Here is a 20,582-nt window from a genome sequence, read left to right on the forward strand (position 1 = left end):
GGCTGGAAGGGCCGTCCAGACGAGGGGAATGGGCAGCGCGTTTGGTGCTGCCTCCGCCGGGATTTAGCCCGGGTATGAGAGAATGAACGTGGCTGGAAGCCGATCCACATTCGGACTCCGGTCCGGTGGCTTGTTCCCAAGACCGCCAATGACGAGCAGGGCAGGCATCGGTTCCACCGACGCAGTCTCCCGCGACTCCATTGAGCGGCACCTGGTTGTAGCACGTAGAACAACGGGTTTCAGAACATCCCGCCGGCCCCCACGGGCTGCCGCACCCCACTGCCGGTGCGAACCTGGGGGTATCCACTTGACTTCTGTCAACGCCTGCGGGTTTTGACAATATGTGCCCCAATGGGTGCCGGATGTGGCGGTACGTCAGGGGCAGGAGTGTTGCCACATATGGATAATGAACAAGTTTTAGCCGTTAACGACGCAGCAGCGGCCACGGAGGCAGACGCTGCACCCAAGAAGGCCACGAGGACGCGCCGAAAGGCCGCACCCAAGGCCGGGGCCCTGATCCCGGAAACCGACGTCACCGGAACCGGCACTCCGGAAGGCGCGCCGGCCGGCGTCGATGCCCCGGAAGGCAGCGCAGCCGGTACCGGCCCTGCCGATTCCGGCGCCCCGGAAACCAAGGCTCCCGTACGGCGGACCCGCGCCCGGAAGAAGGCGGACACCGCCGAACCTCTCCCGGCTTTCGCCGCAGAGGCAGGATCCGCAGCGGCAGAATCCCCAGAGGCAGAATCAACAGCGGCAGAACCGGAAGCAGTACCCGGCGTCGAGGCCGCTGCCGGTGCTGACGCGGGCACTCCAGACGTGGCCACCGTGGAGCCCGCCGGCGAGGCCGCCGAAACGAAGCCCGTCCGCCGCCGTCGCGTCGCCACCCGGAAGACCTCCGCACCTGCCGCCGAAGCGGAACCGGCAGATATGCAGGCAGCCGAAGCCCTGCCTGCCGAAGAGGCCAGCGGAGTTGCGGCCGGGAAGCCCGAAGCGGTTGAGGCATTTGCAGTCCCGGCAGCAGCAGGTACCGCTGGGGTACCAGCAGAGGGTGCGGCTGCACCGCTGGAAACCACCGAAGAAGAGGCCACCGAAGAAGAGGCCACCGAAGAAGAGGCCTCCGCAGAAGCAGCGTCGGCCGGGCAGGCGCCCGCGGCTCCTTCCAGCCCCTTCGGCACCCTGTTCATGGAGCCGGCGTCTCCCACGTCCGTGCTGTTCCAGGCACCGGACCTGAGCACCGTGGTGCGTCCGGTTCCCGCCGCTGTTGAAGAAGCAGGCGAGGACGACGCCGACGAGATCGATTCGGAGGACGCGGGCCGCCGCAGGCGCCGGGGCCGCGGACGCCGCGGACGCAGCCGCACCGGTGAGCGTGAAGCTGACGGCGACCTTGAAGGCGGCGAAGGTGCCGACGTCGATGCCTCCGACGACGCCGACGAGGAGTCTGCGGGGCAGGTCGAAGAAGGCGTGACGTCCCGCCGCCGCCGTCGCCGCCGCCGCGGGGACCAGGACCTTGAGCTGACCGGCGGCGGGGATGACGATCCGCCCAACACCGTCACCCGCGTCCGCGCTCCGCGGGCGGTCACCGAGCCCGCCGTCAACAACCGCGTGACCAGCGTGAAGGGCTCCACCCGCCTGGAGGCGAAGAAGCAGCGCCGGCGCGAGTCCCGCGACACCGGCCGCCGCCGCACCGTCATCACCGAAGCCGAGTTCCTGGCCCGCCGCGAGTCCGTTGATCGGCAGATGATCGTGCGCCAGCGCGACGACAGAATCCAGATCGCCGTCCTCGAAGACGGTGTCCTGGCCGAGCACTTCGTATCAAAGACCCAGCAGGATTCCCTGATCGGCAACGTGTACCTGGGCAAGGTCCAGAACGTGCTGCCCTCCATGGAAGCCGCCTTCGTGGACATCGGACGCGGCCGCAACGCCGTGCTGTACGCCGGCGAGGTGAACTGGGAAGCGGTCAACCTCGAGGGCAAGCAGCGGCGCATTGAAAACGCCCTTAAATCAGGCGATACCGTCCTGGTCCAGGTGACCAAGGACCCTGTGGGACACAAGGGCGCCCGCCTGACAAGCCAGATCTCGCTGCCCGGCCGCTACCTGGTGTACGTGCCCGGCGGTTCCATGACCGGCATTTCGCGCAAGCTGCCCGACGTGGAACGCAACCGCCTCAAGCGCATCCTCAAGGACCGCCTCCCCGAGCAGGCCGGCGTGATTGTCCGGACCGCCGCCGAGGGTGCTTCCGAGGAAGAGCTGACGCACGACATCAACCGGCTGCGCGCGCAGTGGGAGGGCATCGAGAGCCAGTCGAAGTCCACCAAGATCCTTGCCCCTGAACTGCTCTACGGCGAACCGGACCTCACCATCAAGGTGGTCCGCGACGTCTTCAACGAGGACTTCTCCAAGCTGATCGTCTCGGGCGAGGAAGCCTGGGACACCATCGAGGCGTACGTTACGTACGTAGCGCCGGACCTGGTGGGCCGCCTTGAGAAGTGGACCAAGGACCAGGACATCTTCGCTGCCTGGCGCATCGACGAGCAGATCCACAAGGCGCTCGAACGCAAGGTCTTCCTGCCCTCGGGCGGTTCGCTGGTGATTGACCGCACCGAGGCCATGACCGTGGTGGACGTCAACACCGGCAAGTTCACGGGCAGCGGCGGCAACCTCGAAGAGACGGTGACCAAAAACAACCTCGAGGCTGCGGAAGAAGTTGTCCGCCAGCTCCGCCTCCGCGATATCGGCGGCATCATCGTCATCGACTTCATCGACATGGTCCTGGAATCCAACCGCGACCTCGTGCTCCGCCGCATGGTGGAATGCCTGGGACGCGACCGCACCAAGCATCAGGTTGCGGAAGTTACGTCACTCGGCCTGGTGCAGATGACGCGCAAGCGGATGGGCACCGGGCTCCTCGAAGTCTTCGGCGAACAGTGCGAAGCGTGCGCTGGCCGCGGCGTGGTTACCCATGACGACCCCGTTGAGCACCGACGGGCCAACATTGTGGCCGCCGAGCACCACGTCCAGCGAACCGACAGCAGGCCGGAAGCCCGCAGCGAAGGCCACCGCAACGACGCCCAGCGCGTCGACAACAACCAGCCCGGCGCGCGCCCGGACCGCAAACGCCGGCGGGGCCGCGGTGGCCAGCAGCCGGAGGTTGCCCCGGCAGCAGCAGCCGTGCACGTCCACACGGTCCACCCCGACCCCTCGGACGCTGAACGGCATGCCAAGGCGGAGGCCACAAGGCTGGCCCTTGCCAACATTGCCGCCGCCGCGCATGCAGCCCACCTGCACGACGACGAAGTGGCGGCGGCCAAGCAGGCGGCCGCCACCCAGCCTGCCGCTGCCTCCGCAGCCGAAGCTGCGAAGCGTGACGACGAAGCGCGCCAGGCTGCCGTGCTGACCTTCGGCGGCGAGAAGGTGGTGCTGCCGTTCGTTGAGCACGCTGAAGAGCAGCCGCAGAAGCCTGCCCTGACCTTGGACCGGCTTGCGGAGGCCTTCGCCCACCTTGGCCAGCCGGCACCTGCCGAAGACCAGCCCGAGCAGGCAGAACCGGAGCAGAAGCCGGTGGAGCCCGTGGAATCGGCGGCGCCCGTACAGGCGCCCGCAGCTGCAGCACCGGCGAAGGACTACAGCGACCACACGCTGGAGCAGTCCCGGCAGCGCCGGCCGCGGCGCAACCGCAGTGCCAGCCGTGCCCAGGGAGCTGCCAACGAAACCACTGTGCAGCATCACGAAAACGTGGCGTCAGCCGGCACGGGGCATACCCACGAGGCGAAGGCCCCCGAACCGGCCGGTGCCGGCGGCTCCAGTGACGGCAATGCCGGCACCGTGAAGCCGGCCGAGGCGCCCATCATCCTGGGCGTCGGGGTTCCGGCCTCGGAGCTCTAAGCGTCCCCGGCAAGTAAATGCCCGGCCAGCCACAACAGGGCCGGCCGGGCATTTTCGTGTGTAAGGCCAGCGATGCAACGGCAGTGCGGCATTTCAAGGCACGGCGCCGGGTCGCAATGTGTCACCTTCGGCCTGCGCCAGGCAAAAAAGCTAGGCTGGGGAACCGACACGGGGTGCCGCGCAGAGAGCCGGCTGAGATTCACACCCGTTGAACCTGTCCGGCTAGCACCGGCGAAGGGATGTCTCTTGTCTACGACCCTTGTAATGCCCACTGCCACCTCGGCAACATTTCCTGCGGCACCGACACGCCCGGGCAGGCCCGTACCCCGGGTCCTTTCCATAGCAGGCTCCGACCCTTCCGGCGGCGCCGGTATCCAAGCCGACCTTAAGAGCATTGCCGCGCTGGGCGGCTACGGGATGGCTGCCATTACGGCCCTGACCGCCCAGAACACCCGCGGAGTCCGGTCCGTTCATGTGCCGCCCGCAGCGTTCCTGAGCGAGCAGCTGGATGCGGTCAGTGACGACATCGGCATCGACGCTGTGAAAATTGGAATGCTGGGCAGTGCCGAGGTGATCGAGGCAGTGGCGGCATGGCTCCGGAAGGTGCGCCCCGCCGTCGTGGTCCTGGACCCGGTGATGGTCGCCACCAGCGGTGACCGGCTCCTGGAAGAATCTGCCGAAGCGGCACTGCGCGGGCTTCTTCCGCTGGCCCACCTCATCACCCCCAATCTGGCGGAGCTTGCCATGCTCGTTGGCGGCGAACTGCAGGACACCTGGGCCGGGGCGCTGGAACAGGGCCGCGCCCTCGCCGCTGCCACCGGCGCCATTGTGCTGGTCAAGGGCGGCCACCTGGACGGCGACGAGTGCCCCGATGCGTTGGTTAACACCACGGGCCTTCTGTCCGATGAAGTAGTGGTGGTGCCGGGGGAGCGGGTGGCAACGCGGAACAGCCATGGCACTGGCTGTTCACTGTCCTCCGCCATGGCAACGGCACAGGCACGCCTGGGGGACTGGGAGGCTTCCCTCCGTGAAGTCAAACCCTGGCTGGCCGGCGCGCTGGAGGCATCGGGAACACTGGAGGTGGGAACAGGCAACGGGCCGGTGCACCACTTCCACCACCAGCAGCCGGTGCTATCTGAAGGGAGCTTCGCCGCAATACTCTGGCGCGAGGCGCAGCAGGACCTGGACGACATCCATGCCCTGGACTTCATCCGCAACCTGGCCTCGGGCAGCCTGGGCGAGAAGGAGTTCGCGTACTACCTCGCGCAGGATGCCATCTACCTCAACGGCTATTCGCGCGTGCTGGCCAGGGCCAGTGCACTGGCACCCACCGAGGCGGAGCAGCTCTTCTGGGCGGCCTCTGCCCGGCAGTGCCTCGAAGTCGAGTCCGAGCTGCACCGCTCCTGGCTGGGCACGCGAACCGTGCAGCCCGGGCTTGGCCCTGTTACGAAGTCCTACGTGGACCACCTGACGGCGGCATCGGCGTCGGGCAGTTATGCGGTCCTGGCGGCGGCCGTTTTGCCCTGCTTCTGGCTCTACGCCGAGGTGGGAGCAGCGCTTTACGCCCGGTTCGTTGCCGCCGGCGAACCGTCGGTGCACCCGTATGCGGACTGGCTGCGCACCTACGCGGACGAAGACTTCGCAGCTGCCACCCGCAGGGCCATTGCGATCGTGGACGAAGCGGCACGTTTGGCCTCGGCCGCGGACCGGGCAGCAATGGTCACGGCGTTTAGGCAGTCCTGCCGCCTGGAAGTGGACTTCTTCGACGCGCCGCGCCTGTACTCCTGACGCACTGCCCGTGGCCTTGCCGGTACTATGGTGGGGCACGGTGCGGACGCCGGAGTTGAGCTGTGGCACCTATCACAGTCCACCCGCCGGAACCAGCCTCATTTGCGGCCGAAGGCAAAATTAGCGTATTCTAGATCTTCGGTGCTTACGCCAACACTTGGGTTATGACCCCACGGCGTTGAGGCACAGCGAGAAACCAGGCTTTTACAGGCCGGTTCCGCACGCAAATTTAGTAATAAACGTCGAGAGAAGTGAGTTCCCAAGTGGTGTACGCGATTGTCCGCGCAGGCGGCCGCCAAGAGAAGGTTTCCGTTGGAGACTTCGTTACCCTGAACCGCGTCGCCGGTGGAGCTGGCAGCACCATTCAGCTGCCCGCACTGCTCCTGGTTGACGGTGACAAGGTCACCTCTGCCGCTGCTGACCTGGCCAAGGTAACTGTTACGGCTGAGATCCTGAACGACCTCCGTGGTCCGAAGATTGTGATCCAGAAGTTCAAGAACAAGACCGGTTACAAGAAGCGCCAGGGTCACCGCCAGGAACTGACCAAGGTCAAGATCACTGGTATCCAGTAACTTTCGTTACTGTTCAGGTTTTTCAGCAGATCCCCAGAATTTAGAGGCAGGCATTTCAAATGGCACATAAAAAGGGCGCGAGCTCCACTCGCAACGGTCGTGATTCCAACGCTCAGTACCTCGGCGTAAAGCGCTTCGGCGGCCAGGTTGTTTCCGCCGGCGAGATCATCGTCCGCCAGCGCGGCACCCACTTCCACCCGGGCGCCGGCGTTGGCCGTGGCGGCGACGACACCCTGTTCGCACTGACCCCGGGAGCCGTTGAGTTCGGCACCCGCCGCGGTCGTCGCGTCGTCAACATCGTTGCTGCTGCAGCTGCAGAGTAACAAATAGTTCTGAAGCGGTGGAGCGGGCCAGATGGTCCGCTCCACTGTTCTTTTAACCGCATTACAATCGTCTTGGCGCCCGGCGGCGTCCAGGAAACAGCACTGAGGAGATCCACGTGGCCAGCTTTGTAGACCGGGTAGTACTGCACGTATCCGGCGGTAGCGGCGGCCACGGGTGCGTCTCTGTCCACCGCGAGAAATTCAAGCCGCTGGGCGGCCCCGACGGCGGCAACGGCGGCAACGGCGGCCCCGCGATCCTTCGCGTGGACCACCAGACCACCACCCTCCTGGACTACCACCACGCACCCCACCGCCACGCCAGCAACGGCGGCCCCGGCATGGGCGACTGGCGCGGCGGCAAGAACGGCGAGACGCTCATCCTCCCTGTCCCGGACGGCACCGTGGTCAAGTCCAAGGACGGCACCGTCCTCGCGGACCTCGTCGGAGAAGGTGCCGAGTACGTAGCCGCAGCAGGCGGCATTGGCGGCCTGGGCAATGCTGCCCTTTCATCGCAGAAACGACGCGCTCCTGGATTCGCCCTGCTCGGCATCGAAGGCGAAGCCAGCGATATTGTCCTGGAACTCAAGTCGATCGCCGACATCGCCCTGGTGGGCTTCCCGTCCGCCGGCAAGTCCAGCCTCATCGCCGCCATGTCTGCGGCCAGGCCAAAGATCGCGGACTACCCCTTCACCACTCTTGTTCCCAACCTGGGCGTCGTCCAGGCCGGGGATGTCCGCTTCACCATCGCCGACGTCCCGGGCCTCATCGAAGGCGCCAGCGAGGGCAGGGGCCTGGGCCACCACTTCCTGCGGCACGTAGAGCGTTGCGCTGCGCTGGTCCATGTCCTGGACTGCGGCACCCTCGAATCGGACCGCGACCCCCTCTCCGACCTCGCCGTCATCGAGGCCGAACTGGAAAAGTACGCCGTTGACATGAGCTACGCCGGGCAGGACGGCGAAGTTGTTCCGCTGAACCACCGCCCCCGCCTGGTGGCGCTGAACAAGGTGGACCTGCCCGACGGCAAGGACATGGCAGACTTTGTGCGCCCGGAACTCGAATCCCGCGGCTACCAGGTATTTGAAGTGTCCGCCACCAGCCATGAGGGCCTGCGCCAACTCGGTTTCGCCATGGCCGGGATCGTCAAGGCCGCCCGTGATGCTGTTGCCGCTGCGCCGCCCAAGGTCCAGCCGGCCGTGCTGCGCCCGCGTGCGGTCAACGAGTCAGGCTTCAGGATCCGCCGTGAGGAGAAGGGCCTCGAGCCCCTGTTCCGCGTCATCGGCGAAAAGCCCGGGCGCTGGGTCAAGCAGACCGACTTCACCAACGAGGAAGCCATTGGCTACCTTGCTGACCGCCTCGCAAAGCTCGGTGTGGAGACGGAACTGTTCAAGCAGGGCGCCAAGCCCGGCGATACCGTGGTTATTGGCGAGGACGACGGTGTCGTCTTCGACTGGGAGCCCACCATGATGGCAGGCGCGGAGCTCCTCGCATCGCCGCGCGGTACCGACGTCCGCTTCGCTGACCTGGGCGACCGTCCCACCCGTGGCCAGAAGCGTGAAGAGCAGCAGGAACGCAAAGACGCCAAGGCCGCCGCCCGCGCGGAGCTGGAAGCGGAACGCAAGGCCGGCATCTGGACCGAGTCAGTGAGCAGCCGCAGGGTGGCCAAGCCCCTCAAGGAGAGTGGACTGGACGCAGGCGATGAGTTCTAGGGCTGCAGCCGTGGAACCGCTTGTCCGGGCCGTGGACAGGAGCGTGCTCGCCAACGCCGGCCGCGTTGTGGTCAAGGTGGGTTCATCGTCGCTGACAAGCATCAAGGGCGGCATCTCCGAGGAGTCGTTGACGGCCCTGGCGGACGCGCTGGCTGCCAAGCGGAATACGGGAACCGAGATCATCCTCGTGTCCTCCGGCGCCATCGCTGCCGGCCTGGCTCCGCTCGGCCTTGCCAAGCGTCCGCGCGACCTGGCCACCCAGCAGGCAGCGGCCAGCGTGGGCCAGGGCTTGCTGATGGCCCGCTACACCCAGGCGTTTGGCGCGCATGGCGTCACCGTCAGCCAGGTCCTGCTCACCGCCGAGGACCTGATGCGGCGCAGCCAGCACACGAATGCTTTCCGTGCCCTGGACCGGCTGCTCAACCTCGGGGTGGTTCCCGTGGTGAACGAGAACGACACCGTAGCCACGCACGAGATCCGGTTCGGCGACAACGACCGCCTCGCCGCCCTGGTGGCGCACCTGGTACGGGCGGACGCGCTGGTGCTGCTGTCCGACGTCGACTCCCTGTACGACGGCCCGCCGTCGCTCGGTGCCAAGAGAATTCCACTCGTTGAAGGCCCCCAGGACCTGGAAGGCGTCTCCATCGGCAAAACCGGCAAGGCAGGCGTGGGAACCGGGGGCATGTTGACCAAGGTGGAGGCGGCAACCATGGCTGCCGGCTCGGGCATCCACGCCCTGGTCACATCCACCCCCAACGCCGCGGCCGCGCTGAACGGCGAGGACGTAGGCACCTGGTTCACCGTTAACGGGGCCCGCAAGCCGGTCCGCCTGCTGTGGTTGGCACACGTCGCCTCCGTCCAAGGGCGGCTTGTGCTGGATGATGGCGCCGTGAAGGCTGTGCGCCACCACCGCACGTCGCTGCTGCCTGCGGGGATCTCCGCCGTGCATGGAGACTTTGAAGCGGGCGACGCCGTCGAGATCGCCAGTGCCGACGGCACCGTGGTGGCCCGGGGGCTGGTGAACTACTCGTCTGCCGAGCTGCCCCAGATGCTGGGCAGGTCCACCAGGGACCTTGGCGAGGCGTTGGGCAGCGGCTATGACCGTGAAGTTGTTCATGTAGATGACCTCGTGCTGGTTTGAGCTCCGGGCTCGCCTAAACTTGGAACATGACTGAGGCCCTGATCCACAAGACCGCTGAAAACTCCGGAGACACTGCTGCGCCTGCCAGTGTTCCTCCCGTCGAGTCACCCGCAGCACCGGTCCCGGCTGAGGTTCCCCTTTCCGCCGGCGACGTCGAAGCAGCAGTCCACGCCATCGCTGACCGTTCGCGCCAGGCAGCGCGCCGGATGGCCATGGCGAACCGTGCCTGGAAGGACCGGGCGCTCCGCGCCGTGGGCGCCGCCCTGCAGGAGAGCACCGCGGCCATCCTGTCCGCTAACGCGAAGGATGTGGCAGCAGGAAAGGCCAACGGCACCTCCGCCGCCATGCTGGACCGGCTTACACTGACCGAAGCCCGGATTGCAGGGCTTGTGGCGGCCCTGGAGAACCTCGCCGGCCTGCCCGATCCGGTGGGCAACGTGGTCCGCGGCCAAACCCTGCCCAACGGTCTGCGCCTTCGGCAGGTCAATGTACCCATGGGTGTTGTCGCTGCCATTTACGAGGCCCGGCCGAATGTCACCGTGGACATCGCCGGGCTGGCCCTCAAGAGCGGCAACGCCGTGATCCTGCGAGGCGGAAGTGCCGCGGAGGCCACCAACCAGGTCCTGGTGCGCCTGTTGCGGGAGGCACTCGAATCCGTCGGCCTGCCCGCCGACGCCGTCCAGACGGTTGACCAGTACGGCCGCGCCGGAGCCAACGTCCTGATGCGCGCCCGCGGCAGGGTGGACGTACTGATTCCCCGCGGCGGCCGGGAGTTGATCCAGACCGTGGTCACCAACTCCGCCGTTCCTGTCATTGAGACGGGGGAGGGGAACGTGCATATCTTCATTGACGAGTCCGCCAATGAGGACATGGCCGTGGAGATCCTCCTGAATGCCAAGACGCAGCGGCCCAGCGTCTGCAATACCGTTGAGACCCTGCTGGTCCACTCCGGCTCAACGGTGCTGCCCGCCGTCGCCGCCGCCCTGCGCAAGGCCGGTGTCCGGCTGCACGCCGACGAGCGCGTCCGGGCCTCGCTTCCCGCATCGATCGAATCGGAACCGGCCACCGACGAGGACTGGGGCAGCGAGTACATGGACCTTGACCTCGCTGTTGCCATGGTGGACAGCCTGGACGAGGCCGTAAAGCACATCCGTACCTGGTCAACCGGTCACACCGAGGCGATCCTCACCAACGACCTCGCCAACGCCGAGCGGTTCATCGCCGAAGTGGATTCCGCCGCCGTCATCGTCAACGCCTCCACCAGGTTCACCGACGGCGGGGAACTAGGCCTTGGCGCGGAGGTGGGAATCTCCACCCAGAAGCTGCACGCGCGGGGCCCGATGGGGTTGACCGAACTCACCACCACCAAGTGGATCGTGCAGGGCGAGGGCCAGGTCCGCGGGTAGCAACGCGGTAACATAGACCAGAAGTCAGAAACGGCGGAGCTTTCCGCTGCCACAATCGTTTGAACCCAAGGGGAGAAAATGCTGTTCCAGCAGATTGCCACGACCATCGCCGAAGGCGAAGAACATGAACTCGCCCCGCTGTGGGCTGAGCCGTGGGTCTTCGGAGTGGTCATCTTCGCCATTCTGCTGGTCATGATGTTCATCACCCTGTCCTACTCGAACCTTGGCAAGCGCCACGCTGCCACCGAGGAGCATGCGGATCCGCACCGCCAGCACCCGAACAAGCACGATCACGGGCAGGGCCACTAACATTTCCCGCGTTCTTCACCACAACGGTGCCAACGGCAGGCTGCGCCTGGGCGTTATGGGCGGGACTTTTGACCCCATCCATCACGGCCACCTGGTGGCAGCCAGTGAAGTGGCGGCCGAGTTCGACCTGGACGAAGTGGTTTTTGTCCCCACGGGCCAACCGTGGCAGAAGTCCCACAAGCAGGTCAGCGAACCCGAGCACCGCTACCTCATGACCGTCATCGCCACGGCTTCCAACCCGCGGTTCACGGTCAGCAGGGTGGACGTTGACCGTCCCGGCCCTACTTATACCATCGACACGCTGCGTGACCTTCGGGCCCAGCGCCCGGACGCGGATCTCTTCTTTATCACCGGGGCCGACGCGCTGGCGCAGATCCTGTCATGGAAGGACATCGACGAGTTGTGGTCACTGGCCCACTTCGTGGGGGTGACCAGGCCGGGGCACGTGCTGGACGGCATGGGCCGGAAGGACGTCAGCCTCCTTGAGGTGCCGGCCATGGCCATCTCATCGACGGACTGCCGGTCACGGGTGGCCGCGAACAACCCTGTGTGGTACCTCGTGCCGGACGGGGTGGTCCAGTACATCGCCAAGTACGGCCTTTACCTGGACGCCCCGGCAGCTGCCAATGCTCCAACCTCCGAAGCAAGCGAACCAGCCAGCACTGAATGAGTTCTCCATGAGTCAGGAACAGCCCCCCATCCGCAGCCGCCGGGAACTCCGGAAGGCCAGGGATGCGCAACAGCCATCCGTGTCCACGGCCACGGATCAGCTTTCGCCTGCCACAAAAAAGCCCGCGGCAAGCCGACCTGCCCCCGGCACTGCAGCGCCGGCTCCTGAACAGACGCACACCCAGCGTTCCTCCCAGATCCGCGCGCGGGACCGGGCGGCACTGCGCACCATCAAGGAATTGGAAGAAAAAGAGGGCCAACTGGCAGCCGGGGGTCCGCCCACACGGCGCCAACTCCGCCTGCAGCAGCTCAAGGAACAGGCGCTTACCGCTGCCAACCCCATTGTTGCTCCTGCCGGGCCCACTGACCCGGGCGCCAGGATCCCCGCATCCCCGGCCTCCGGCGGGAAGGCGGCGGGGGAGCAGGGTTCCCCCGCCGTAACCAGGGCGCCTTCCCCGATCTCCGATGCCCCTCACGGGATGACCGTGGAGCAGGCGTTGGCAGCGAGGGCGCTGATCGCTGAGCAGGCCAAAAACCAGATCGCGAAGATGGAGCACATCGCCTCCCTCGATCCTGAAGCCGTGGACCCTGAGATCCTGGCGGAACAGATCGCCCTGGCGGAACGCGCTGCCGTGCTGAACCGGCGGGCCGTGGCCAAGCAGAAACTAGCCGAGCAGACCGGCGTCCCTGCCCCCGCCAACGATCCTTTGCCTGACCAGGAACCTGCCCCCCAGCAGCAGGGACCGAAGGCGCCGGCAGTTCCCGCGCAGCGGCCGGCACCCTCGACAGCCAGCAACCTGGCCATGGTCACCCCCTTGGAGTTCGTCCAGGTGCCGGGCATCGACCGGCCGGTCATGAAACCGCCGGCAACAAGCCACGTTCCGGTCACCACCCGGCCCGGCACTAAAGTCCCGCCGCCCGCCGCCAAGAAGCGGCGCCCCGCCGGCGGAGCCCGGCCGGCAGCGTCCGACGCCGGATCCGGCCGTTCGCAGGTCATTGCCCGGGCTGAGGCCGCCGCCAGGGCTGCTGCCCGGCCCAAACCTGCTGTCCTGCCGCCGGCAGTGGTGGCGGAGAGCCACGCCGAGGACGCCTTCGAGGACCTGCCCCGGGTCCCGGCCCGGTCGGCCCACGGACTGGACCCGCTGGACGCGGCAACGGCAGGGCTGGCCCGCGCCACGCGCAACCGCATCCTCCAGTTTGCTGTCCTGGCCTTCGGGATTTTGGCCCTCGTCGCGGGCATCGTCCTGATCATCAGCGGAATGTCCCGCTAACCGGCGCTGCCGGCACCACAAGCTTTTTAACCAACAAGGAGTCCCGTGACTGCATCAGATTCATCCATCATCACAGCCCGTGTTGCCGCCAAGGCAGCTGCGGACAAGATTGCCCAGGACATTGTGGCCCTGGACGTGAGCGAACGCCTCGCCCTGGCCGACGTTTTCCTCATTGCCTCCGCTCCCAGCGAGAGGCAGGTCAACGCCATCGTTGACGGAATTGAAGAGGAACTCGCGAAACAGGACCTCCGCCCGACCCGGCGCGAGGGGCGTTCCGGCGGCCGTTGGGTCCTGCTTGACTACTCGGACATCGTCATCCACGTCCAGCATGAAGAAGACCGCGTCTTCTACGCGCTGGAGCGCCTGTGGAAGGACTGCCCCGTGGTGGACCTCCAGCTCGGCGACGACACCTCCGCGAAAGCTGCCGCCTCCACCGAGACGGAGTAGATGCGCGGGAACCAGCCGAATATGCCCGATTTGGAATTTTCGGAATTGCTGTTCTAAGATATTTGAGTTGCTCCGGGGAAACCCGGAAGAAAAGCTCGTAGAGCGGCAATAGTTCGGGGCTGTGGCGCAGCTGGTAGCGCACCTGCATGGCATGCAGGGGGTCAGGGGTTCGAGTCCCCTCAGCTCCACCGATAATCCGCCGGAATCAGTAGGTTCCGGCGGATTTTTTCGTTTCCGGGGCGGCGGCTGAATCGCTCCTGCGGCAGTGGTGGCACGCCGCCACACAGCAGGACGTGCCGATTGGCGCCCGGCGCGAAAGTGCATTAAGCTGATCAGGTTGCTTCGGCGGGACATTCTCCCACTCAGGCAAAGTCCGGGGCTGTGGCGCAGCTGGTAGCGCACCTGCATGGCATGCAGGGGGTCAGGGGTTCGAGTCCCCTCAGCTCCACGGGTTATCCTCCCGCCAGGGAGGAAGCAAAAAGGGAACCACCCTTCGGGATGGTTCCCTTTTTGGTTCCCCAGCAGTCCAGTGCCCTTTCCTTACAGCCACTGCGTCCGGCGCAGCGGCGGCGGGTCGCCGCCGGGCCGCTGGACCAGAACCTGGTTGACGCCCGTCAGTCCGTTCTCAAAGCCGAGGGCACTGGAAGCCATATACACCCGCCATACCCGGGCCCGTCCGCGGCTGGTCAGCGTCACTGCCTGGTCCCACTGCTCCTCCAGCCGGCTGACCCAGGCACGCAGGGTGAGCGCGTAATGCCGGCGTAAAGCCTCCACGTCCAGGATCTCGAAGCCGGCTGATTCCAGGGCAGTGGACATCTCGCCCAGGCTGATCATCTCGCCGTCCGGAAAGACGTACCGGGGGATAAAGGAGTGTGGGTCCGGGTCCGTAGGGCCGGCGTTCCAGGAAATGGCGTGGTTCAACAGCCGGCCGCCGGGGCGCAGCAGGCTGAACAACGTGGCGGCGTAGCGCGGCATCTCTGCCCGTCCCACGTGCTCAGACATTCCAATGGAGCTGATGGCGTCAAAGGGCCCGTCCTGGACATCGCGGTAGTCCTGCACCCGGATATCAATTCGTTCGGTAAGGCCGGAATCTGCGGCACGCTTACGTGCCAGGATGGCTTGCTCCTGGGACAGGGTCACACCAACCACCGTGACGCCATACCTTTCCGCAGCATGCAGGGCCAAGCTTCCCCAGCCGCAGCCCACGTCCAGCACGCGCATCCCCGGCTTAAGCCCAAGCTTGCGGCACACGAGATCCAGCTTTGCCTCCTGGGCGGCGTCCAAACCCTCGGCAAGCCGATCGCCGGCTGGAATTCGGCCGTCCTCCTCTTCAGGCCACACGGCGCAGGAGTAGACCATGGACGGCCCCAGGACCAGGGCGTAGAAGTCATTGCCGACGTCGTAATGGTGCGAGATGGCGGCGGAATCCCTGCGACGGGAGTGCAGCCTGCCCTTGCGGGCAACCCGCGCTTCCTCCGGGGGAGGAGCAGGATTGGGGCCCAGCGCTCCCAGCCGCACGGCGGTACGGAGCAGCGTCCAGAGTTCGCCAACTGTGAGCGGCCGGAACGGACCGGGCTCTGCAAACTTACCGGCCGAGCTCAACGCGGTGAAAGCGGCAAACACGTCCCCGGGCGCATCAATGTCACCGGAAACGTAGGCCCGGCTCAGGCCCAGCTGTCCCGGCGACCAAAGCATGCGCCTCAGGGCACGCCGGGCACGGAACTCCAGGACCGGCGCCCCCTCCGGCCCGGCCTCGGAACCGTCCCAGGCCCGCAACCTCAGCGGTATTTCCTCAGTACCGAGCACGATGGCCAAGGCCTTGGCGAGCCGTGCTGCGTTTCCGGTTCCAGTGGTCATATGGTCCTCCTGTCTCCATGGGCCAAGACTAAGGCCGGGAAGCCCCGTCCGACTATCATGGGTGGGTGAATCCTGCCCGAGCCGACGTCGTTGTCATCGGCGCGGGCCAGGCGGGACTTTCCGCCGCCTACCATCTGCAGCGCCGGGGGCTTGACTTCGCAGTGCTCGACGCCGAGGAAGGTCCGGGCGGCGCGTGGCGGCACCGGTGGAAGAGCCTCCGGATGGCAACCGTGAACGGCATCAGCGATCTGCCCGGTATCGCCAAGCCCGCCGTGGACCCCAGGGAACCGAGCTCGGAGTTCCTGTCGCGCTACTTCCGTGCTTATGAGGAGGAATTGGGCCTGTCCGTCCAGCGGCCCGTGAAAGTAAGGTCTGTCAGCCGCGAAGACACGGACCCTGCCGGCAGGCTGCTGGTCAGCACGTCCAACGGCGGGTGGAGCGCTGCCGCGGTCATCAATGCCACCGGCACGTGGACCCGGCCGTTCTGGCCCATCTATCCCGGACAGTCGACGTTCCGGGGAAGGCAGCTCCATGTAGCCGACTACGTCTCGGCCGAGGAGTTCGCGGGCCAGCATGTGATTGTGGTTGGCGGCGGGATTTCCGCCGTCGGGCTCCTGGACGAAATTTCCCGTGTCACGTCCACCAGCTGGTTCACCCGGCGGGAGCCGGTGTGGCGGGACGCCGAATTCGATGCCAGGGCCGGCCACGATGCCGTGGCACTGGTGGAGGAGCGCGTGCGCCAGGGCCTGCCGCCGCAAAGCGTGGTGTCGGTGACCGGCCTCATCTGGACGCCCGCACTCCGGGCGGCGGCAGCACGAGGCGCGCTCGACCGGCAGCCCATGTTCACGTCCATCGAACCCGACGGCGTCCGGCTGGCCGACGGGCGCTTCCAGGCGGCAGTTGTGATCCTGTGGGCCACCGGGTTCCGGGCCGAACTGGAGCATCTCGCTCCGCTGCACCTTCGTGGACCGGGCGGGGGAATCGCTATGGACGGCACACAGGTGGCAGCGGAGCCGCGGGTCCATCTGGTGGGCTACGGGCCGTCGTCGTCCACCATCGGCGCCAACCGGGCAGGCCGCGCTGCGGTAGCTGCCATTCTGAAACTGCCGGGCATCCGGCCGTCCGCCAGAACGGTAAATTGGGGCTGACGGCTGGGTACGGGCCAGGACCAACACTACAAGGCGGCAGGAACAGTGGCACTAAAGACTCTTGAAGACGTCCTCCCGGTGCTTCGGCGGCGGCCGGATGTCGAAGCGCCCAACCTGCAGGCATGGGATGCCACAGACCGGCTGCTGCTTGATTCGGCCGCCGCCCACGTCTCGGCCGGAAGCACGGTGGCGATCATCGGTGACCGCTACGGCGCCCTGACCCTCGGTGCCCTTGCAGTCCTCGATCCCGACGCGGTCAGGGTGCACCAGGACCTCATCACCGGTGAGCAGGCGTTGCGGCTCAATGCCGCCGCGGTACTCGGAAACGGGGCAGGAGGCAGCCTGCCCTTTACCCAGCTTCCCCTCGGACGCGAACTCCTTGAGGACGCAGGGACTGTCCTGCTGCAGCTGCCAAAAACCCTGGCGGAGCTGGACGAAATTGCGGCAGCAGTGGCCGCCTACGCCTCCCCGGACGTGGTGCTCCTGGCCGGCGGCCGGGTAAAGCACATGTCCCTGGGCATGAACGCCGTCCTCGAGCGCCACTTCAGGTCCGTCACGCCGCAGCTCGCCAGGCAGAAGTCCAGGGTGATCGTGGCCACCGGCAGGCAGGGGAGCGGGGATCCGGGGCGCTTTCCCGTCGTCGAGCACCTGGCCGAGATTGATCTTGACGTTGCAGCCCACGGCGCGGTTTTTGCCGGGCCGCGGCTGGATATCGGTACCCGGTTCCTGCTGACGTTCCTGCCGTCCATGCGGCCCGCGCAGCACGCCATCGACCTGGGCTGCGGCACGGGAATCCTTGCCGCGATGTACGCCCGGCAGCATCCCCGCTCCACAGTCACCGCCACCGACCAGTCCGCCGCCGCCGTGGCATCTGCACTCGCAACCGCCCGGGCCAACGGCCTGGCAGGGCAGGTCCGCGCCCTGCAGGACGACGCCATGGGCACCCTGCCGGCAGGGAGCGCGGACCTGATACTGCTGAATCCGCCCTTCCACGTAGGCGCCGGCGTCCATGCAGGAGCGGGCCTGAAACTGATCGAAGCAGCGGGCCGCGTGCTTGCCCCCGGCGGGGAGCTGTGGACCGTCTTCAACCGCCACCTGGCCTACCTCCCCGCGCTCGAGCGGCACGTTGGCCCCACCGTCGTGAAATGCCAAAACCCCAAATTCACCGTGACCTTAAGCACCCGCCGCAGCCCGAGCTGATCATGCTCGAGTAAGCAGGCACAGCCATCAGAGAAGGCCCGCCAAAGCTGCGCCGCGCCGTCGGCCGCTCCTATGGGTCTGCGCCTGTGCGTAACGTACGATTCAGACATCAGTAACTATGTGCCGGAGACGAAGGGGACGCCGTGACTGAGATCCGCCAATCCTCACCAAGGCGCGGCACCAACCTGCCCCGGATGGGTGACTTCAACCTGACGGTGATCCTCGACGCCGTGCGCCGCTCATCCGGCGGGCTCAGCAGGGTGGAGCTCGCCCAGATTGTGGGCCTTTCGCCGCAGACCATCTCCAACATTTCCCGCCGCCTGCTGGACCAGAACCTCATTGTTGAGGCAGGCAAGGAAGGCAGCGGTCCCGGTAAGCCCCGCACCATCCTCCGCCTCAATCCGGGCGGCATGTTCGCCGTCGGTGTGCACCTCGACCCCGCAGTGACCACGTTCGTGGTCCTGGACCTCGTGGGCGCGGTGGTGCAGCACTCCCGGATCAAGACACCCGGCGGAAACGATCCTTCCGCCGTCATTGCCACCATCGCCGCCGAGATCTCCCAGCTGGTGGAGGATTCCGGCGTGGACAGGGACAGGATCGCCGGCCTTGGCGTGGCGGCTCCCGGCCCCATCGACCTTGATAACGGCACCGTGGTGGACCCGCCGCTCCTCCCGGGCTGGGACAGGGTGGAACTGCGCAACGCGCTGTCGGAAGCCACCGGCTACTCCGTGCTTATGGACAAGGACGTCACCAGTGCGGCCGTTGCGGAAACCTGGGCCGGCGGCCCGAGCGGAGCGGGCAGCTTCATCTTTATGTACATGGGCACCGGAATTGGCTGCGGGATCGTCCTTAACGACGAAGTGGTCCGGGGCACGTCCGGCAACGCGGGGGAGATCGGCCACATCGTGGTGGATCCGGACGGTCCGCCGTGCGACTGCGGCCTGCGCGGATGCGTAAAGTCTTCCTGCATCCCGCAGGTACTCGTGGCCGAGGCCGAAGCCGCCGGCATCCTTGACGGCTCCCGGTCGGGCAACAGCGGGGCAGAAATCCAGCAGAGCTTCTCCGCGCTGTGCGACCTTGCAGACCAGGGAAATGAACAGGCGCTTGCCATCATCGACAAGTCCGCGGTGCTGGTCGCGCGGGCAGCGTCCGTGGTGACCAATACCTTGGACGTGGAGCGGGTGGTGTTCGGCGGGCCGTTCTGGAGCCGCCTTGCAGAACGCTACCTTGAGAAAATCCCTGTCCTGCTCGACGCCAACAGTGACACCCGGCTGATCCATCCCATCGAGGTGGTGGGGACCGGCGTGGGGGAGGACGTGGGGGCCATCGGCGCAGCGTCGCTGGTTCTGGAACACACGCTGGCTCCCCGCGCCCAGAGGCTCCTGCTGGAGAGCTGAGGGGGTGCCTTGCCCTTGCCTGGGGCCGGGCACAGATCTAGCATTTGCGTATTGCCGCGGCTGGGGGGCCCGCTGACAAGGGCCCCGCAGCCATTGATCGAATGGAGCACCATGCGTCGCCCGGCCCTGAAGACCATGTCCCTGATCGCATCCGCACTGGTTGTTTTGACGGCCTGCACCCCCGGTGCTTCCGAGGATGGATCAAAAACGCTCAAGGTGGTCTATCAGAAGACCGACTCCTTCACCGCCCTGGAGACCATGTTCCAGGCAGCCAAACAGGAGTTCGAGGCTGCAAACCAGGGAGTGACGGTTGAACTGCAGCCCATCCAGGGGAACGACGACGACTACGGCACCAAGCTGGCCCTCGCCCTGAGGTCGCCGTCCACCGCGCCGGACGTCTTCTACGAAGACACCTTCAAGGTCCGCTCCGACGTCGACGCCGGCTACCTCCTGAAGCTGGACAGCCACCTTGAGGGCTGGGAGGACTGGGACAAGTTCGACGACGGCGCCAAGGCGGCAGGGCGGGCGGACGACGGCGGAACGTACGCGGTGCCGCTGGGAACCGACACCCGGGCCATCTGGTACAACCGGAAGGTCTTCGAAGGCGCCGGGATCACCCTTCCCTGGCAGCCGCGCAACTGGCAGGAGATCCTGGACATTGCCCGGAAGATCAAGGCGAACGATCCCTCGGTGGTCCCGTTCAACATGTATGCCGGCAAGGGCACCGGTGAAGGCACCGTAATGCAGGGATTCTACGAACTGCTCTACGGAACCGGGTCCACGCTGTACGACGAGGAAACAAAGAAGTGGGTAGTGGGCTCCGCCGGTTTCACCGACTCCCTGGCTTTCCTCAAGACCCTCTATGACGAGGGGCTCGCCGTTACCCCGGCAGAGGCGCTGGATGCGAACGTCTGGAAGAAAGTGTTCGGGGAATGGTTCCCGAACGCGAAGCTGGGCGCCACCGTGGAAGGCTCCTATGCGCCGTCGTTCTGGCAGGACGGCGGCAGCTACGAATGGCCGGGCTATGAGCAGGACATGGGTGTCGCCCCGTTCCCCACGCAGGACGGCGCCGCCCCCGGAGCGGTGAGCATGTCAGGCGGTTGGACGCTCGCGATTAGTGCCGGGACGAAGGAGCCCGACCTGGCGTTCAGCTTCCTCAGCACCGCAATGAACCGCGATAACTCGCTGGCCTTCACGCTCGACAGTTCGCAGATCGCCGTCCGCAGTGACGTTGCGGAGGACTCCGGTTACCAGTCCGCGAACCCGTTCGTAAAGGACGTCTCCGAACTCGTCTCGGTGACGCGCTACCGCCCTGCAACATCCGATTACCCTCGAATTTCCGCGGCAGTCCAGGAGGCAACGGAGGCCGTGATTACCGGTGCCCGGTCACCGGAGCAGGCAGCGTCGGATTATGATGCTGCGGTGGCGGATATCGTGGGTGGCGACAACACCATCCGGAAGTAAGC

16 protein-coding genes, 2 tRNA genes and 1 riboswitch are annotated in these 20,582 nt (G+C 66.4%); of the genes, 17 read left to right on the top strand and 1 reads right to left on the bottom strand.

Features of this window, described 5'->3' with window-relative positions:
• Window positions 1-399 precede the first annotated feature (399 nt).
• The 13 genes from M8J71_RS16885 (at window position 400) to M8J71_RS16945 (ending at window position 13,962) form a co-directional block, all read left to right on the top strand.
• Window positions 400-3,882, top strand: a complete 3,483-nt coding sequence (locus M8J71_RS16885) for a ribonuclease E/G (RefSeq protein ID WP_256248895.1) — start codon at window positions 400-402, stop codon at window positions 3,880-3,882.
• A 159-nt stretch (window positions 3,883-4,041) separates the two neighbouring features.
• Window positions 4,042-4,139: riboswitch (TPP riboswitch) on the top strand.
• A gap of 7 nt (window positions 4,140-4,146) precedes the next feature.
• Complete coding sequence (gene thiD, locus M8J71_RS16890; protein WP_256249025.1) at window positions 4,147-5,670, top strand: bifunctional hydroxymethylpyrimidine kinase/phosphomethylpyrimidine kinase; 1,524 nt, start codon at window positions 4,147-4,149, stop codon at window positions 5,668-5,670.
• 263 nt (window positions 5,671-5,933) lie between these two features.
• A complete protein-coding gene (gene rplU, locus M8J71_RS16895; RefSeq protein WP_142045052.1) occupies window positions 5,934-6,242 on the top strand; it encodes a 50S ribosomal protein L21 in 309 nt (102 codons plus the stop codon).
• A 59-nt stretch (window positions 6,243-6,301) separates the two neighbouring features.
• The gene (gene rpmA / locus M8J71_RS16900; RefSeq protein WP_009372867.1) at window positions 6,302-6,565 is read left to right on the top strand and encodes a 50S ribosomal protein L27; all 264 of its coding nucleotides are present in this window, start codon (window positions 6,302-6,304) and stop codon (window positions 6,563-6,565) included.
• 116 nt (window positions 6,566-6,681) lie between these two features.
• On the top strand, window positions 6,682-8,271 hold the full coding sequence (obgE, locus tag M8J71_RS16905; RefSeq protein ID WP_256248896.1) for a GTPase ObgE: 1,590 nt from the start codon (window positions 6,682-6,684) through the stop codon (window positions 8,269-8,271).
• Window positions 8,261-9,412 (top strand): glutamate 5-kinase, encoded by a 1,152-nt coding sequence (gene proB / locus M8J71_RS16910; protein ID WP_256248897.1) that lies wholly within the window; start codon window positions 8,261-8,263, stop codon window positions 9,410-9,412. The genes obgE and proB overlap by 11 nt, the downstream gene beginning before the upstream one ends.
• A gap of 26 nt (window positions 9,413-9,438) precedes the next feature.
• Entirely contained in the window at window positions 9,439-10,818 is a 1,380-nt protein-coding gene (locus M8J71_RS16915; RefSeq protein WP_256248898.1) for a glutamate-5-semialdehyde dehydrogenase, read from the top strand.
• A 78-nt stretch (window positions 10,819-10,896) separates the two neighbouring features.
• The gene (locus M8J71_RS16920; protein WP_163164071.1) at window positions 10,897-11,127 is read left to right on the top strand and encodes a hypothetical protein; all 231 of its coding nucleotides are present in this window, start codon (window positions 10,897-10,899) and stop codon (window positions 11,125-11,127) included.
• The gene (gene nadD / locus M8J71_RS16925) at window positions 11,072-11,797 is read left to right on the top strand and encodes a nicotinate-nucleotide adenylyltransferase (RefSeq protein ID WP_256248899.1); all 726 of its coding nucleotides are present in this window, start codon (window positions 11,072-11,074) and stop codon (window positions 11,795-11,797) included. Before M8J71_RS16920 ends, nadD begins: the two co-directional genes overlap by 56 nt.
• 7 nt (window positions 11,798-11,804) lie before the next feature.
• Window positions 11,805-13,067, top strand: coding sequence for a hypothetical protein (locus M8J71_RS16930; RefSeq protein WP_256248900.1), 1,263 nt, complete (start codon window positions 11,805-11,807; stop codon window positions 13,065-13,067).
• Between the two features lie 45 nt (window positions 13,068-13,112).
• Window positions 13,113-13,514, top strand: a complete 402-nt coding sequence (gene rsfS / locus M8J71_RS16935) for a ribosome silencing factor (protein ID WP_163164069.1) — start codon at window positions 13,113-13,115, stop codon at window positions 13,512-13,514.
• Between the two features lie 115 nt (window positions 13,515-13,629).
• Window positions 13,630-13,702 (top strand) — tRNA-Ala (locus M8J71_RS16940).
• A gap of 187 nt (window positions 13,703-13,889) precedes the next feature.
• A tRNA-Ala gene (locus M8J71_RS16945) sits at window positions 13,890-13,962 on the top strand.
• A 92-nt stretch (window positions 13,963-14,054) separates the two neighbouring features.
• Here the strand turns inward: M8J71_RS16945 and M8J71_RS16950 are convergent.
• On the bottom strand, window positions 14,055-15,371 hold the full coding sequence (locus M8J71_RS16950; protein ID WP_256248901.1) for a class I SAM-dependent methyltransferase: 1,317 nt from the start codon (window positions 15,369-15,371) through the stop codon (window positions 14,055-14,057).
• Between the two features lie 65 nt (window positions 15,372-15,436).
• Here M8J71_RS16950 and M8J71_RS16955 point away from each other — a divergent pair, with 65 nt between their 5' ends.
• From M8J71_RS16955 to M8J71_RS16970, 4 genes are all read left to right on the top strand, one after another.
• Complete coding sequence (locus tag M8J71_RS16955; RefSeq protein WP_256248902.1) at window positions 15,437-16,519, top strand: FAD-dependent oxidoreductase; 1,083 nt, start codon at window positions 15,437-15,439, stop codon at window positions 16,517-16,519.
• 45 nt (window positions 16,520-16,564) lie between these two features.
• A complete protein-coding gene (locus M8J71_RS16960) occupies window positions 16,565-17,719 on the top strand; it encodes a class I SAM-dependent methyltransferase (RefSeq protein ID WP_256248903.1) in 1,155 nt (384 codons plus the stop codon).
• 194 nt (window positions 17,720-17,913) lie between these two features.
• Complete coding sequence (locus M8J71_RS16965; protein WP_256249026.1) at window positions 17,914-19,116, top strand: ROK family protein; 1,203 nt, start codon at window positions 17,914-17,916, stop codon at window positions 19,114-19,116.
• A 111-nt stretch (window positions 19,117-19,227) separates the two neighbouring features.
• A complete protein-coding gene (locus M8J71_RS16970; protein WP_256248904.1) occupies window positions 19,228-20,580 on the top strand; it encodes an extracellular solute-binding protein in 1,353 nt (450 codons plus the stop codon).
• Window positions 20,581-20,582 lie beyond the last annotated feature (2 nt).

This window comes from Pseudarthrobacter sp. R1, from assembly GCF_024494415.1.
Lineage (GTDB): Bacteria > Actinomycetota > Actinomycetes > Actinomycetales > Micrococcaceae > Arthrobacter.

Coding starts and splice junctions, on each gene's coding strand:
- M8J71_RS16920 (WP_163164071.1), top strand. CDS start 10,897: ATGCTGTTCCAGCAGATTGCCACGACCATCGCCGAAGGCGAAGAACAT.
- M8J71_RS16965 (WP_256249026.1), top strand. CDS start 17,914: ATGGGTGACTTCAACCTGACGGTGATCCTCGACGCCGTGCGCCGCTCA.
- M8J71_RS16915 (WP_256248898.1), top strand. CDS start 9,439: ATGACTGAGGCCCTGATCCACAAGACCGCTGAAAACTCCGGAGACACT.
- nadD (WP_256248899.1), top strand. CDS start 11,072: ATGCGGATCCGCACCGCCAGCACCCGAACAAGCACGATCACGGGCAGG.
- M8J71_RS16930 (WP_256248900.1), top strand. CDS start 11,805: ATGAGTCAGGAACAGCCCCCCATCCGCAGCCGCCGGGAACTCCGGAAG.
- thiD (WP_256249025.1), top strand. CDS start 4,147: ATGCCCACTGCCACCTCGGCAACATTTCCTGCGGCACCGACACGCCCG.
- proB (WP_256248897.1), top strand. CDS start 8,261: ATGAGTTCTAGGGCTGCAGCCGTGGAACCGCTTGTCCGGGCCGTGGAC.
- M8J71_RS16885 (WP_256248895.1), top strand. CDS start 400: ATGGATAATGAACAAGTTTTAGCCGTTAACGACGCAGCAGCGGCCACG.
- M8J71_RS16970 (WP_256248904.1), top strand. CDS start 19,228: ATGCGTCGCCCGGCCCTGAAGACCATGTCCCTGATCGCATCCGCACTG.
- M8J71_RS16950 (WP_256248901.1), bottom strand. CDS start 15,371: ATGACCACTGGAACCGGAAACGCAGCACGGCTCGCCAAGGCCTTGGCC.
- rpmA (WP_009372867.1), top strand. CDS start 6,302: ATGGCACATAAAAAGGGCGCGAGCTCCACTCGCAACGGTCGTGATTCC.